Annotated in this window: 11 protein-coding genes; 7 read left to right on the top strand and 4 right to left on the bottom strand. The window is 65.6% G+C overall.

Translation table 11 applies throughout. The features are described from left to right. Nucleotides 1-116: 116 nt before the first annotated feature. Entirely contained in the window at nucleotides 117-914 is a 798-nt protein-coding gene (locus tag OM960_RS20620; protein WP_264773308.1) for a hypothetical protein, read from the bottom strand. Nucleotides 915-1,039: 125 nt separating this feature from the next. Beyond that, nucleotides 1,040-2,779, bottom strand: a complete 1,740-nt coding sequence (locus OM960_RS20615) for an ATP-binding protein (RefSeq protein ID WP_264773307.1) — start codon at nucleotides 2,777-2,779, stop codon at nucleotides 1,040-1,042. Between the two features lie 294 nt (nucleotides 2,780-3,073). Here OM960_RS20615 and OM960_RS20610 point away from each other — a divergent pair, with 294 nt between their 5' ends. The 4 genes from OM960_RS20610 (at nucleotide 3,074) to OM960_RS20595 (ending at nucleotide 11,239) form a co-directional block, all read left to right on the top strand. After that, on the top strand, nucleotides 3,074-4,108 hold the full coding sequence (locus OM960_RS20610; RefSeq protein ID WP_264773306.1) for a DUF11 domain-containing protein: 1,035 nt from the start codon (nucleotides 3,074-3,076) through the stop codon (nucleotides 4,106-4,108). Nucleotides 4,109-4,403: 295 nt separating this feature from the next. Beyond that, nucleotides 4,404-5,027, top strand: coding sequence for a hypothetical protein (locus OM960_RS20605; protein WP_264773305.1), 624 nt, complete (start codon nucleotides 4,404-4,406; stop codon nucleotides 5,025-5,027). 84 nt (nucleotides 5,028-5,111) lie between these two features. After that, complete coding sequence (locus tag OM960_RS20600; protein ID WP_264773304.1) at nucleotides 5,112-6,137, top strand: hypothetical protein; 1,026 nt, start codon at nucleotides 5,112-5,114, stop codon at nucleotides 6,135-6,137. 59 nt (nucleotides 6,138-6,196) lie between these two features. Next, nucleotides 6,197-11,239 carry a carboxypeptidase-like regulatory domain-containing protein gene (locus OM960_RS20595; RefSeq protein WP_264773303.1) on the top strand — a complete coding sequence of 1,681 codons (5,043 nt, stop codon included), beginning with the start codon at nucleotides 6,197-6,199 and terminating at the stop codon, nucleotides 11,237-11,239. 28 nt (nucleotides 11,240-11,267) lie between these two features. On the opposite strand, the gene OM960_RS20590 is transcribed toward OM960_RS20595, so the two are convergent. Further along, on the bottom strand, nucleotides 11,268-11,957 hold the full coding sequence (locus OM960_RS20590; RefSeq protein WP_264773302.1) for a hypothetical protein: 690 nt from the start codon (nucleotides 11,955-11,957) through the stop codon (nucleotides 11,268-11,270). Nucleotides 11,958-12,047: 90 nt separating this feature from the next. Between OM960_RS20590 and OM960_RS20585 the strand changes: the two genes are divergently transcribed. After that, the gene (locus tag OM960_RS20585; RefSeq protein WP_264773301.1) at nucleotides 12,048-12,860 is read left to right on the top strand and encodes an ABC transporter permease; all 813 of its coding nucleotides are present in this window, start codon (nucleotides 12,048-12,050) and stop codon (nucleotides 12,858-12,860) included. 45 nt (nucleotides 12,861-12,905) lie between these two features. Here the strand turns inward: OM960_RS20585 and OM960_RS20580 are convergent, their stop codons facing one another. Beyond that, nucleotides 12,906-13,628, bottom strand: a complete 723-nt coding sequence (locus OM960_RS20580; RefSeq protein ID WP_264773300.1) for a DNA-methyltransferase — start codon at nucleotides 13,626-13,628, stop codon at nucleotides 12,906-12,908. Between the two features lie 152 nt (nucleotides 13,629-13,780). On the opposite strand from OM960_RS20580, the gene OM960_RS20575 reads away from it, so the two are divergent. Continuing rightward, on the top strand, nucleotides 13,781-14,320 hold the full coding sequence (locus OM960_RS20575) for a LabA-like NYN domain-containing protein (protein WP_264773299.1): 540 nt from the start codon (nucleotides 13,781-13,783) through the stop codon (nucleotides 14,318-14,320). 11 nt (nucleotides 14,321-14,331) lie between these two features. Further along, on the top strand, nucleotides 14,332-14,754 hold the full coding sequence (locus OM960_RS20570; RefSeq protein ID WP_264773298.1) for a DUF805 domain-containing protein: 423 nt from the start codon (nucleotides 14,332-14,334) through the stop codon (nucleotides 14,752-14,754). Nucleotides 14,755-14,820 lie beyond the last annotated feature (66 nt).

Below are 14,820 nucleotides of genomic sequence, written 5' to 3'. Positions count from 1 at the left end.
TATTCGCATAGTGTCAACGCGACGGATACGGCATCGCCGCGGGGCGGCGATCGGTATGTTTCCTGGCCCTATCCCTCCCCGACCTGAAGGACGGGGTCTCCCGGGCGTTTTGATGATCAGGAGCAGTAGGGCGTGTAACCGTAGACCTCCAGCTGCATCCGGCCCATGTCGCAGCGATAGACCTTGAAGCTCGAGCGGGAGATCTCGTGCTTGTTGACGTGCAAGGTCAATGTGTAGGTGCCGTCAGGATATTCCGTGGCTTGATAGCCGGGCTGACCGGGGAAGATCCCCTTCGTGTCATAAGTTACCTTGTTCAGGATGCAGCCTTCGAGCGGGCATTCGAGGCGCTGACAATTCTGCGCAGAGCAATGCGGGAAGGTAACGGCGAACCGGAGGCGATCGGATGGTTTAAGAGTCCCGCCAAAGGAGGCCTGGATCACGATCCGATCGCCGCGGTGAAAAAAGGCATTGCGTGGAGTCTGGTCGGACTCGGTAAATGCCCATGTCGAACCCTGCATTTCCGCGAGGCGGTTCGCCTCGCTCGAGCGGGCAATCCACCAAGTGGCGATCTGGACGACGACGAACAGGGCGGCCAGCAATAAGCCGATGCCGATGATGCGATCCCCAACGGAGGCATTCCTGTAAGGCGTGTAGCCGCCGGCGCTGGAAGGGCCTTTGGCGGCGGGTTTCCGGGCGCGTTTCTCGCGGGTTGTGCCGCTGCGTTTCTGCGGTGGCGGATGGGTGTCCGTCCTGCCATACTTCAGGCGATCCTCGCGGCCCGCCTTGGCCCCCTTCCAGTAAGTCTCGTCGCCGCCGATCCTGAAAAACTCTCCAAACGCGTTCTTGATGTGATCCGGATTGCGATAATCCTCATATCCCGCAACGTACCGCTTATCCTTTTTTTCGTCGCTCATGCCATTTCTCCAACCGGGTATGCCCGGCAAGGCGGGCGAGGTTGTCCGCAAGTGTGACATGTCGACGGAGATTTGCACGAGGAGAATGGGTGTCGGGTCCGCCGCGCGCCTTCGGCCTCGCCCGGTCAGGGTGATGGCGCTGAGGCCTCCTCGGCGGGCCGCACCTCGGCAATCCGGTGGACGCGCTCACGCTCGCGCTCGGCGATCCAGGCGCGCGCCTCCTCGAGCTCGTCGCGGATCTCCCTCTCGATGTCGCGGTCGCGGATCTTGCCAAAGAGAGACGTCAGCGTGTTGGCATAGTCCTCGTCGTGCCAGTCATGGACGCAATGGACGGCCTCGTGGACCGCGACGGCGATCATCTCCTTCATGCTGCCCGGATCGGAGAGCCGGAAGCGCATGCGCCCGCCCTCGTCGACCGGGTTCAGGAGCAGCCCGTGACGGACCTCGCCGAAGGACTTGTGCATGCCACCCCTGCATTTCTGATCGAAGAGGAAGCCCGTCGCCCAACGCTCGCCCTCAAGGGCGGGATAGCTCTCGACGAGGATCTCGAGCGCGTGGCGGCAGGCGGCGGTCCAGGCCGCATGCAGAAGCTCGGCATTGCGCCCCTCGGCGCCCGCCGCGGCCCAGGTTTCGCCCATGTAGCGCGACGAGGCCGCGCGCTGCGCGGCGTTCGGGTTGTCGACGAAGGTGAGTACCGAGAGGCGCAACGCGTCCGTCGTGATCCAGCCATCCGCCGTCGTCCGGGTCTGGAGGATCCGCTCACGGCGCTCGCCTGCACGCTCGCGGATCTCCGAGAGATCGCGGGGTTCCGCCACCTCGGCGCGCGCCTCATCACGGGCGCGCGCGACGGGCACCGGCGCTTGGCCGGACAGGGGCGTGTCGGCCTGGCGCCGGTGCCGATGCCGGATCACCGAGCCCTCCGTGCCGCCGCCACCCCTGGCGAACTTCAGGACGGGCTCGGCGCCGCGCTCGCGGAAGGTCGAGGTCCGGTCGGCCGCGATCCGGTTGAAGACCTTCTGCAGCTCCTGGCGAAACTCGCCGCGGATGCTGTCGCGCGAAGCGGTCAGCACCTCGCGGGCCCGGGCCGGATCGAGATCCACGGTCACCTGGACGGATGCGGAGATATGTTCGTCATACATCGCCATCCCGTTGACGCGGACGACGGCCTTTCTCTTCTGCGCCGTCACTCCCTCGGAGACATGAAGGACACCCCAGAGGCCGGTCTCATCCGCGAGTTCGCCGAAGCGCCGTCCCTTGCGCGACCAGCCGCGGAACCGCCGCCGCCCGGTTTGCGGGTCACGCGGCGCAAGATCGTCGTCGAAGTGGCTCAGCGGCTCCCCCTCCGGCGTCGCCTCCGCGAGGTCGAGCGAGATCGCGGCGCGAAGCGAGGATTGCTTCAGGACGCGCCGCAATCCGCGGTAGAGATTGCCGGGGTGGGGGTCGCTGACCCCGATCGTGATCGCGGTACCGCGCACATGTGCTCCAGCTTCCCGGATCTCGTAGCTCGCACCCTCGCCGATAACGGTGATATCGGCGGTGCGGATCCGGTAATGATCCTGGGAAAAGCAGGTGAGGATCCGCGCGCGGCCAAATCCGCCCACTGTCGCCTCGCCGCCGCCCTTGGTCGAGGCGCCGAGCCGCATGTAGACCTCCTCGACGGTCTCGCGTGTCATCCCGCAGCCGTTGTCGACGATATCGACGATGAGGCGGCCCCCCTCGTTGAAACGGGTACGTATGAGGATGGAGTTCGCGCCGGCATCCAAGGAATTGGAGATCAGTTCTCGCCAGAAGGCGGAGCGCCAGTCCCCATAGATGCTGTTTCGCTCGGAAACGAAGAAGCTCGACGGCACGGCGACGGTTTTCATGTGTGTCTCCTGTGGGCCAGGGCACGGTAGATCGGCCAGGCGAAAATCCGAAATAATCATCGCTCAATGCGCTGAATCAATGCGCTTGACGCTACGGAATGTTGGAGAGCGGGAGATAATCTGTAATCTTCTCTTTTTTGAGTTCAATTTTTCGCATATGTTCTGCATATCTTACTCAGCCCCCGGACGGGGCTGGGCTCCATGCCTTGCGGGCAAAAGCCCGCTTGACCAGTAACAACCGCAACCGGCGTCGCCTGTTGCCTCGGCAAGTCGCGAGTTCGCGAAGGAGTGAAAATGAAATACGGAAAGATCATTGCCGCAGGCATGGCGGTCCTGCTCGGCAGTATCGCCATGGCCGCCGCGAACACGCCGGCCGGCACGCTGATTACCAACACCGTCGACATCAGCTACACCTCCGGCGGCAACACGATCAGCATTCCCACCGCCGCCAGTTCGACCATCGTGGTCGACCGCGAGATCGATCTCTCGATCGCCGGTCTCGATGCTGGCGCGATCGTCTATGCCGAGAAATCGGCCGATGACGCGGTTCTCGTCTACCAGCTGACCAACGAGGGTAACGCCGCCTCCGGCTACGATCTCAACGTGGCTGTGTCGGGTTCTCTCGCCCTCACGCTCGATCCGGCTGGCGGTGGCGCGGAAGGGACCTGGCATGTCGTTCTCTCGGACAACCCGGTTCCCGGCGCTGGCACCGAGGTGGTCTACGATCCGACCGGGACCGTGAACATCGGCGATCTCGCGATCGACGGTATCCGTTACGTTCATATCCATGCGAATATCGGATCATCGGCCGCCAGCGCCGAGTTCAAGGATTTCGATATTACCGCCGTCGCCCTCGATGCGGGGACGAACACCCCGACGGTCGAGCTGACCGGCCAGGGCCTGTCGGGCATGGATATCGTCTTCAACGATCCGGGGTTTGATGGCACCGAGACCGCCACCGAGACGCTGAGCATCCTCGCGCCGGGACTGACCTCCTCGAAGACGGCGGTCGTGATCTCCGAGAACCGCAACGGCAGCTTCAACTGCGCCTCCGGCTCGGCGGAAGCGGGGGCGGAATACGTCATCCCGGGCTCTTGTGTCGAATACACCATCACGGTGACCAACTCCGCTTCGGCGACGCTCGCCGCCGCGAACCTGGCCATCGCCGACACGATGCCGACCGACATGCTCTACAGGTCGCTGGATAAGGGCGGCTTCGACTCGGCGAGCTACTCGGCGGGGACCGACACGGTCCAGGGACAGATCCTTTCGCTGGCGCCGGGTTCGAGCGTCTCGATGACGATCCGCGCCGAGGTGCGCAACCCCTGATGACAAACGGGATCCCGGGCACACGTCCGGGATCCCGCGCCCGCTCTCCAGCGCGGTTCGCGCGCAGCGACAAGGTCGCGCGCCGGACCACCCCAGACCTACGGATAGACCTGCAGATTCCTGCCTGATCTCCAGGATGCGATGGAGCGTCCTTCCGAGACGCGCGAACGTATTGGCATGAGTACCGATTTTCGCATTTTCCGGATTTCTATCTTCGCGAAAGGAGAGTATCGTGATGCGATCGGACGTCCCCGGGATTGGGTGGCCTAACGTGCGTGAAAAAAGGACAGCAAGAATGAAGAAACTGACAACTCTCGTCATCACGGCCATGCTAGTGACCGTCGGCGGCGTGGCGCTTGCGCAGGAGGGGTCCCAGGATCCGGCTCCCGAAGCCGGGGGCGGCGAAGCGATCCCGGCGGACGTTGTGGCCATCGAGGCGGTCGAGCCGGTCGAGATCGCGGAAGTCGACGCGGAAGCCGGGCCGTTGACGGCGGCGATGCGGAGCTTCGTCGAGCGGCCGGCCGTTGATGAGAGCGGCCTGCCCGTCCTCGATGACGAGGGTCTGCCGGTGCTCGTGCTCGTCCCGACCGAGGAGGCCGCCGTGGTTCCGGGAGATCGGGCCGTCTACCGCCTCAGCATCGCCAATGGCGGCGATGAGGCGGTGACCGACATGGTGTTCGATCTGGCAATCCCGGCCGATGTCCTCCTCGATCCCCTGAGCTTCTCTTCGGGGCTTGAGACCGCCCTGCAGGTAATGGATCCCGAGGCTCCCGGCACCTGGATCGATCTCCTGGAAGAGACCGAGGACGGGCTCGCACCCGCGGTTGATCCGGCCACCATCACCGCGGTCAAGGCGCGGATCGCGGAGATCCCGGCCGGTTCAGAGACCACCATCGAATATGCGGTGACCATCCGCTGACATCGTTCCCGGCGGCTGCGCCGGGTGCCCTGGACCGGATGGCGGACACCGCCTTCCGGTCCTGATCCGGGGAAAGGTATTGCGATGAGTCATATCGGGAAGACACTGGCGGCTTCGGCTTTCCTGCTGTGCGCGCCAGCTTGGGCGGATCCGGCATCCGGCGGCCCGGCGCCCGGCACCGTCGTGACCAATACGATCAACCTCGACTATATCTCTGGCGACCGCCATGTATCGGTACCGGATGCCGCAAGCACCTCCTTCACGGTCGACCGCAAGATCGATCTCTCGGTCGAGGGCCGCGATGCGGGCGGGTCCGTCTTCGCGCAAGCGGGGCAGGGCGACGCGGTCCTGGTCTTCTCCGTCACCAATTCTGGCAATGATGTTTCCGGCTACGACCTCGACCTCGCCGCCGCGGGCGGCCTGGCGCTGACCTACGATGCGTCCGGGCAGGGCGGGGAGGGCACCTACCACGTCACGATCGCGCCCGTGGCCGGAGCCGCGGTCCGGACGGATATTTCCACGACCTCGGCCGAACTGACGCTCGCTCCTGGCGAGACCGGGCTGGTCTTCGTCCATGTCAGCATTCCGGTCTCGGCCCCGGACGGAAGCGAGAGCCACTTCACCCTGACGGCCCGGGCCTGGGACATCCCGGCCGGCGCGGCAGAGACCGAGACCCGAGGAAACGGCCTCGACGGGACCGACACGATCTTCGCCGATCCCGGCCTCGACGGGATCGAGACAGCCTCCGAGAGCCTCGTCATCCAGGCTACCCGTATGACGGCGTCGAAGACCATGTCGGTGATCTCCGAGAACCTCACCCACACCTTCGACTGCCTGAACGGCGCGGCGCAGCCGGGCGATCTGTCCCCTGTCCCGCGGTCCTGCGTGGAATACCGGATCACGGTCGCGAATGGCGCCTCGGCGTCCGTGCCGGCCACCGCCATCGTGGTCGAGGACATCCTTCCCGACACGATGCATTACGTCACCCACGCCAAGGGCGGTTTTGACGAGGTGACCTATGTTGGCGGCATCGTGACAGGCACCCTCTCCCGGCTGGATCCCGGCCGGACGGCGAGCTTCACCATCCGCGCATTCGTCGGCGGCAACTGATCGAGAATGCCGCCCGAAATCGGGCGGCAATAATGCGAAAAAGCGACGAGTCATTGAAAATGATTGGACTTGGTGAACGCAGCCGGAAAACAGCGGGGGCCTTCATGCGCGGGCTCGCCGGCGCCTTGGGTCTCGCGGTTTCCCTTGCCGCGGGTGCGGCCTCCGGAGGGACCTCCGGCGTCCTTCCCGGACAGATCATCACCAACTCGATCTCCGTGACGTCCGACGGCAGCGGGAGTGTCACTGCGGCCACGCACAGCTTCACTGTCGCGCACAGTTTCACGGTCGCGCAGCCCCGTGCTGGCGACGGCATCCTGCGCGCCTTCGAGGTCGCGACCGAATTCACCGCCGGCGAAGTTGTCACCCAGGTCTTCACCCGCTCGGACTATTCCTCGACCAGCAAGCCCGGTGGGCGGATGATCGCCATGAGACCGCCGAAAGACACATCGACCCTGACCGGATATCTCGGCCAGATCGATCTGTCGCGCCCTGTCCCGCTCGTCGAAACCGCCCAGATCCGTCAGGGTGTCCCTATCTTCTTCTCGCTCGACGATCCGGCGCAGAATATCCGCTCCGGCGAGATCGACACGGTCGACATCACCGTCTCCGACGGCACCACCGGCGATGTCGAGGTGTTGCGCCTTTACGAGACCGGGCCGGATACGGGCGTCTTCACCGGCTGGGTCGAGACCGTGGCGGAGGGTGCGGTCGCCGGGAATGGCGCGATCGCGACCACCGCGTTCTCGTCGATCGTCGCCTTCCACGGCGATGCGGGCGGCCCGGTGGCCGGTCTTCGGACCGAGATCGCCGTCGGCCCCTTCGACCCGTCCGGAATGGTCTTCAACTCGCTCACCGGCGCGCCGGTGGACGGTGTCGCCGTGACCCTCGTCGACATTGCGACCGGCCTTCCCGCCAAGGTCTTCGGTGACGACACCCATTCGCCTTTCCCGGCCACTATCCTGACCGGCCGCGAGGTCGCCGACAGTTCGGGCCGCAGCTACCGGATGCAGCCTGGCGAATACCGCTTCCCGTTCGTCAACCCCGGCTCCTACCGTCTCGAGGTCGATCTTCCGGAAGGTTTCAGCGCCCCGACACGGCGCAGCGACACCGAGATCGCTGCTTTGCCCGGCGGCCCCTTCGTCATCGGCGCCGGATCCCGCCTCGAGCCCTTCGCGGTCAAGTCAGGGCCGCGGCTGCGGATCGACATTCCGGTCGACCGCAGGGCGTCCGGCTCGGTGGTTCGCGCGGCCTCTGTCGACCGGGTCGAGGCTGGCGATCTCTTCCTTTACATGGTCACCATCACCGCCCCAGAGACATCCCTCATCGATATTTCCGATCTCCTGCCGCCGGGCATCCGTTACGTTCCGGGAACCCTTACGGTCGATGGCGTGCCGGCGGAGCCGGCGGTTTCGGCCGATGGCCGGACCTTCGATCTCACCGCGTTCCGGGTATCGCCCGGCCAGGTGATCGAGATCTCCTACACCGCGCGTGTCGGCCTCGATGCCGGGACAAGCGGGGTACTCATGAGCAGCACCACGGTCTCGGAAACCGGCACCGGCCAGCTGCGCATGGAGGCGCGGCACGCGCTCCGCGCCAGCCAGCCCCTTGGCACGGACGAGATCGCGCTTATCGGAGAGGTCGTTGCCGGTGACTGCGGCAGCGAGCCGCAGCGCCGCGACCTGTCCGGGATCAGGATCCTTCTGGAGAGCGGCGATTACGCGATCACCGACGCGGACGGCCGATTCTCGTTCCGTGGCATCGCGAGCCGCCCGCATGTCGCCCAGATGGATGTGAACACGCTGCCGCGCAACGCGCGCCCGGTCCTGTGCGCCCCCAACACCCGCAGCGCCGGGTCCGCGATCTCGCGTTTCGTCGATGTCGCGCCGGGCATGCTGGCGCGTGTCGAGTTCAACATCGCCTTCGACGACGCGCTGACCGAAAGCCAGGACGCCGCGGAAGCCCTCGAGGAGGGCTTCACGCCGCGTGATCCGGCCCTGGAGTTCGACCAGCAATGGCTGGACCGGACGGGTGCCGGCAAGGGTGCGCGGATCCTGACGCCCGCGCCCGCCATGCTGCCCGCCAGCAAGTCGATCGACATCTTTTACCTGCGGCCGCGCTCGGCGAAGGCTGAGGTTTTCCTGAACGGCGAAGCGGTACCCGCCTTCCGCTCCGAGCCCCCGCTCGAAGCCGCTGACGGTTCGATGATGATGGACCGTCTGCGCGCGGTGCGCATCGAAGACGGCCGCAACGAGGTCCGCGTCGTGATTACCGCCAAGGACGGAGAGGTCCTGCTCGACGAGACGCGCGAGGTGCTCTACGCGACGACACCGGCTGCGGCGGAGCTGGTCGCTCAAGGATCCGTCCTGGAGAGCGACGGCCGCACCAGCCCGGTGATCAGGATGCGCCTGACCGACCGGGAGGGGATTCCGCTGCGTCCCGGCACCGTGGTGCAGATCCAGACCGACGCGCCCTTCGCCTTCATGCCGTCGACCACCTTGCGCCGTTCGGCCCCCGATCGCGAGCGCCGCCCTTCGCAGAGCGCGAGCGTGACGGTCCGCGAAAGCGGCGAGATCCGCATTGTCATGGCGCCGGTCTACGAGACCTGGCATGCGCCGATCCGCATTCTCGCCGAGGACGGCACGATCGAGAAGAGGGTCCGGATCTCGGCGGCCAGCCGCCCCTGGGTGCTCGTCGGGCTCGCCGAAGGAACCCTGGCAGAGAAGACCATCCGTCAGCACCTGCGCCCCTCCGGCGACATCGACAACGATCTCGCCGGCCGTGTCGCGCTCTTTGCGGAAGGGGTGGTGAAAGGCGAGTGGCTCCTGACGCTCCGGGTCGACACAGCCAGGGATGGCACCGGCAGCTTCTCCGGCATCGACCCCGACGAGGATTACATCGTATACGGCGACCGTTCGGTCCAGGACGACGCCTCGCCGAGCCGTTTCCCGCTCTACCTGCGCCTGCGCAAGGAGGGGGCCGAGTTCCTCGTCGGCGATTTCGAGGCTGATCTCGGAAGTCGCAACATCCCGCTCAGCCGCGAGCTCACCGGCGCGCGGGCCACGTTCGAGAACGACACCTGGCGCGTCATGGCCTTCGTCGCCGATGCCGGTCAGCGGTTCGTCGAGGACCGGATTGCGCTCGACGGAACCATGGGGCCTTATGTGCTTTCGCGCTCTGACATCGTCTTCGGCTCCGAGACGGTGCGCATCGTCGACCTGTCGCGGATCGATCTCTCCGAGGAGATCCGGTCCGAAACCCTCACGCGCGGCCGCGACTACACGATCAGCACGACAACGGGCCGCATCTTCCTGCGTAAACCGCTGGCGGCCCTCACCCCGGACAGGGACCGGCGCATCCTCGTCGTAGAATACGAGACCGACGAGAAGGTCGCCGGCGGCGTCCTGGCCGGGATCCGTGCCGAGAGCCAGGTCTCCGAACGCGCACGGTTTGGCGTCACCGGCCTTCATGCCACCCGGGTGGACGGCAACGCCATGCGCGTGAGCGTCATCGGTGCCGATCTCACTTACCAGGCAACCGAGAATCTCGAACTGCGCGCCGAGACCATTCGCGTCGAGAAGCGCGGTGGCGGGGCGACGACCCGCGGCGCCCGGAGCGAGATCCGGGCCGACTACGACGACGGCGAGAGCGTGGCCGCCGCCTACCTGCGCAGCCAGCGCGGCAATACTGCCCTGGACGCGTCGCGTGACGATGCAAGTTTCGAGACCGTCGGCGCCGAGGCCAGCGTTGCACTGATCGCGGATCCCCGTCCGGCCGGGGAGACTACGGGCGAAGACCGGACCGGGCTCTTCCTCGATGGCGCCTATACGGGCGAGCGCGACCGTTCGGACGGACGAACCGTCCATGACGGCGAACTCGCCCTGGTGCGCAAGCGGGAGCGCCGCGAGGCCGGTGGCGGCTTCTCCTTCCGGCTGGATGATCGGCCCGACGAGCGCCTCGAGGCGGTCTATGGGTTGGTCCAGGGCTCCAGGACCACCGCGGACGAGCGGCTGACCTACGGGATCAAGCTCGAGTCCTCGGTCTTCACGCGCGGCGTCTCGCCCCATGACCGGGTGACGCTCTCCGCCGACTACGCCCTCAGCGAGACGCTTGACCTGCAGACGGGCTGGGAGGGCACGCGTCCGCGCGAGGGCGGGGACGCCTCGGGGACGCTCTCGGCGGGCCTGACCTGGGCTCTCGGCGAGACCACGACCTACCGGGCCGGGCTCGCCCATGCGGCGCATGGAAATCGTTCTGGCAACGCGCTTTTCGCAGGCGCCGATACCGGCATCGACCTGTCTGAAAAGACGCGCCTCAGCCTTGGCGCCGACATCCAGAAGGATCTCGGTGCCGCGGATGTTCCCCTTGGTCTTAATTCCGGAAACCCGTTCATCGCCGAGAGCTTCGCGGCCGTGCGGGCGGGTCTTCGCCATACCGAGAAGACCTGGTCCGCCGGGATCGAGGCCGACCGCAGGTTCGAGGAGGGGAGCCGCTCGCGTACGCTTCGGCTCAGCGCCGATGGCGAGATCGGCGAGGCCTGGTCGGTGGGTGGTGAGGGGATCTACAGCGAGGAGACTGGCCGTCCGGGCGAGGAGCGCGAGCTTTCCTTGCACTTCGCGGCGGCACATCGGCGCCGCGAGGACGATCCGGTCACCCTGATCCGGCTCGAAGCGGACCGCCGGCGGCTGCCCTTCGGCGAAAACCTCAAGATCTACGGCCTGGTTCATCGCTGGACCCGCCTTTCCGACAGCGACACGCTGACCCTGCGCCTGGCACTCAAGCGGGTCGCGCTCGATGCCGGCGGCACGCGCAGCTCCGACACGCTTGGGCTTGCCGGAATCGAATGGCGTCACGACATCACCGACAAGCTCGATTTCGGGCTGCATGGCGCCCTTATGGGGTCGGTCACGAGCGGCGAGCAGCTTTCGAGCCTTGGCGTCTCGGTCGGGTTCACCCCGTTCAAGAACGGCTGGGTGAGCGTCGGCTACAACGTCCGCGGCTTCCGGGAAGAGGACTTCTCGGAGACCGGGTACACCGATGCGGGCGCGTTCATCCAGTTCCGGATGAAGTTCGACCAGAACACGGTCCGCAATCTCTTCCGCTGATCCGGTGCCGCGATTGCGGCCGGAGGTCTCAGACGATCTCCAGCCTGCGCGCAAGGACGATCTCGCAGGCGCCATCGCCGATGTCGTCGCGCCGCCTGGAGCTCGACCACGACCAGGCGGCGCCGCGCACGTCGACGAGATGTCCGGAGATTTCGATGACGTCGCCGCGCTGGACCTGGCCGAGTGCGACGGCGACGCCGCCGTCGGCCGGAATGATGTGCATGTTCGAAGAATTGCGGATGATATCGGTGGTCGTCACGGCGGCGCGAGGCGGCTGCCAGCGATACCAGCGGCCGCTCTGGGTGATCGTCACCTTGTCGATCAGGACCGGATTGGACATCATCCCCCAGCCGAGCGCCAGGTCGGTTGGGCTGAGATCGGACTCCCTGCCTCCGCTGTAGTCCTTGCGGGACAATACGACAGCCTTGATATCGAAGCTTGCGATCTGCCGGAGTTCGTAGCCGTTAATCAGGATCGGTTCCTGTTCTCGCAAAGCCAGTCCCTGGACCGGATCGTCGGGCGCAAGGAAGACATCCCTGCCGGCCATGGCCTCGAGCGAAGTCGGCCGGCGCCCCCGGATGATGCCGCTTGCCGCGCCCATTGCCGCAATCCCGAGCGCTGTCAGACCCAGCGCCAGCGCAATCCCTCGTCTTGTTGCCGGCATCCGGTCGCCTCTGTTTACCTCGCGTCCGATCCTATCCCGGCAGGGGTGCGCCATCCACATAACTATGCTTCAACACTTCATTTTTCGCAGGCCCCGGCGTGGGGATGCGCGTAAAATTACGTCCAGTCGACGAGGATTGCGCATATGGGGAAGACCCGCCTGGACATCTATCTTGCCGTCGTATCGATAGGCGAGATCTTTCGGCACAACACGATCCGTGAAATCCGGAAAACCCACAACCATGTCCTGGTCGGGGTTCTCCTCAACGTGGTCCAGACGGTCCTCTTGGTGGGAGGGTTCTTCGCAATGAACCACGTGATGGGCTCGCCCGCGGCGATCCGCGGCGACCTTCTCATCTATCTCATCACCGGCGTCTTCCTTTTCTCGATCCATGTAAGGGCGATGAGCGCGGTGCTGGCCGCGGACGGCCCGACGGCGCCGCTGATGAGCCATGGTCCGATGTCCACCACGCTGGCGATCGCCTCGGCCGCATTCGGCGCGCTCTACACCCAGGTCTATTCGATGCTGATCGTGCTCGGTCTCTACCATGTCCTGTGGGAGCCGATCGAGATCTACCGCCCGGCCGGGTTCGCCGGCACAGTCCTGCTCGCCTGGCTCTCCGGCGTCGCGATCGGCATCGCGCTCGCGGCGGTCAAGCCGCGGTTCCCGAGCCTGGCCTCTCTCGCCGCCCAGGTTTACAGCCGCGCCAGCATGATCGGCTCCGGGCAGATGTTCGTGGCCAACATGATGCCGGCGTATCTCCTGGTCTGGTTCGAGTGGAACCCGCTCTTTCACGTGATCGACCAGGCGAGGGGGTACGCCTTTCTCAACTACAATCCGCGGCTCACCAGCCTGGGGTTCCCCGTTCTCGCCACCCTGGCCTGCCTCATTCTCGGCCTGCTCGCCGAGGGTCACATGCGCCGGCATGTCTCGTTGAGCTGGTTTGCGCGGCGCTGATCGTCCGGCTGCGGCGGGCAAGGCCGGAAGGCGGCGCTGTTCGGCTCAGGCGGTCCGGCAATCGCCGCCCTGGAGGCGGGCCCATTCCCGTTCGAGGCGCGCCGCGGAGAGATCGAACCAGCGCTCGTCGATCTCGATGCCGATCGCCCTGCGGCCGGTACGCATCGCCGCGACGAGTGTCGTCGCCGAGCCGGAGAAGGGATCGAGGACGAGATCGCCGGGATGTGAGGAGTTCCGGATGTAGTGCTCGAAGAGCTCGACCGGTTTCTGGGTGCGGTGAAAGCGGTCGGCCGGCCTGGGGCAGGAGAAAAGCTGCTTGCTGCCGGGTTCGTTGATGGTCTGTGCGCGCCCTTTCCAGAGATAGAGCGTGAACTCCAGGTCCTTCATGTACCACCGATTGCGGGTCGGGGCGCCTTTCTTCCAGCTGAGCAGGTTGTGCAACTTCCAGCCCGCGCCGGTGAACGCGGCATGGGCGGCAAAGACGTTCTTGTCGTTCGCCATGATGTAGGCGTCCGCATCGGGCTTGCAGGCGGCGAAGAGCGGCCCGCCCATTTCGCGCCAGGGCACCGATCGCATGAGCTTGCCGGAATTGTCGTAATTCGCCTGAGAGAAGATCCCCGACATGACCTGCGTGGCGCGGCCGCCGGAGGTGAGGTCGTAGGGCGGATCGGTCGCCAGGAGATCGGCCATGCCGCAGAGATCCGGGAGTATCCCGAGCGCATCGCCAAGGATGAGGCGGCAGGGGCCGATCGTCACTTCAGTCGGCATGCGCCATTCTCCAAGAGTGTTCCGGTATCCACAGGATAGAGGTGGCCGGGGCTCGCAGAAATGCGAAAACAGATTGTGCCTGTCGGTTTTCCACATAGATTCGCCATAACTCCGACGGGGCTCAATCATGGATTTCGCAAAGGACCAATCAGATGTTTTACAAGGATGAACGGCTGGCACTCTTCATCGACGGATCCGGTCTCCACTCGGCGGCGCGCTCGCTCGGCTTCGAGATCGATTACAAGAACCTGAGGGCGGAATTCGGCCGCCGCGGGCGTCTGGTCAGGTCGGCGTACTATGCCTGCGTCAACGAGGCCGAGGAGTTCGTGCCGATCAAGCCCTTGATGGACTGGCTTGGCTACAACGGATATGCGGTGACCTGCAAGCCGGTGCGCGAGTTCATCGAGCCTGGCGGACGCAAGAAGATCAAGGGCAGCATCGGTATCGAGCTGACGGTCGACGCCATGACCATGGCGCCGCATATCGACCACGCGGTGATCTTCAGCGGCGATGGCGACTACCGGCCGCTGGTCGAGGCGCTGCAGCGCCAGGGTGTGCGGGTGAGCATCGTCTGCACGATGAAGTCAAATCCGCCGATGATTTCCGACGAGTTGCGGCGCCAGGCTGACAACTTCATCGATGTCGACGATCTGCGCGAGGCCATCTGCCGTTCGCCGCGGGTACAGGAGTAAGGGTGGGGCCGATGTCGAAGCCTGTATTCAAGGACCTCCTGAGGCTCTCCGGCCGGCGCAACCGCAAGAGCTTCCTCCTCGCCCACCTGGCGATTTCCCTTGGCGGCGGCATCGCCGCCACCGTGGCCATGCATCTCGCGGTCTCGATCGAGACCGCGGGCGGGAAGCCGATCAGCGGGGATGTCGTCGGACCTGCGATGATCGCCATCTTCCTGGTCGCGGCTCCGCTGGTTGCCGTCAATACCGTGATCCTGGCGCAGAGGATCCGCGACATCGGCTATTCCGGCTGGTTCGCTCTTGCCGGCCTGGCGCCCTGGGTGAGCATTCCGGTCTACCTCCTGGCCCTGGTCCTGCCCGGCACCAGGGGCGCGAACCGCTATGGGCCAGACCCACTCGGCCGTCCCGCCGCGGGCGCCGCGCCGCAGCCGGCCTGATACCGTCCCTGCCTGGAAGGTCGGGCGAAATCCGGAATACTCAGTCTTGCTGAATGTCGTGATTTC

The organism is Defluviimonas salinarum (assembly GCF_026013545.1).
GTDB classification, from domain to species: domain Bacteria; phylum Pseudomonadota; class Alphaproteobacteria; order Rhodobacterales; family Rhodobacteraceae; genus Albidovulum; species Albidovulum salinarum.
Note: the sequence above shows the minus strand (reverse complement) of the source record. Positions and strands in the feature narration are given on the sequence as shown.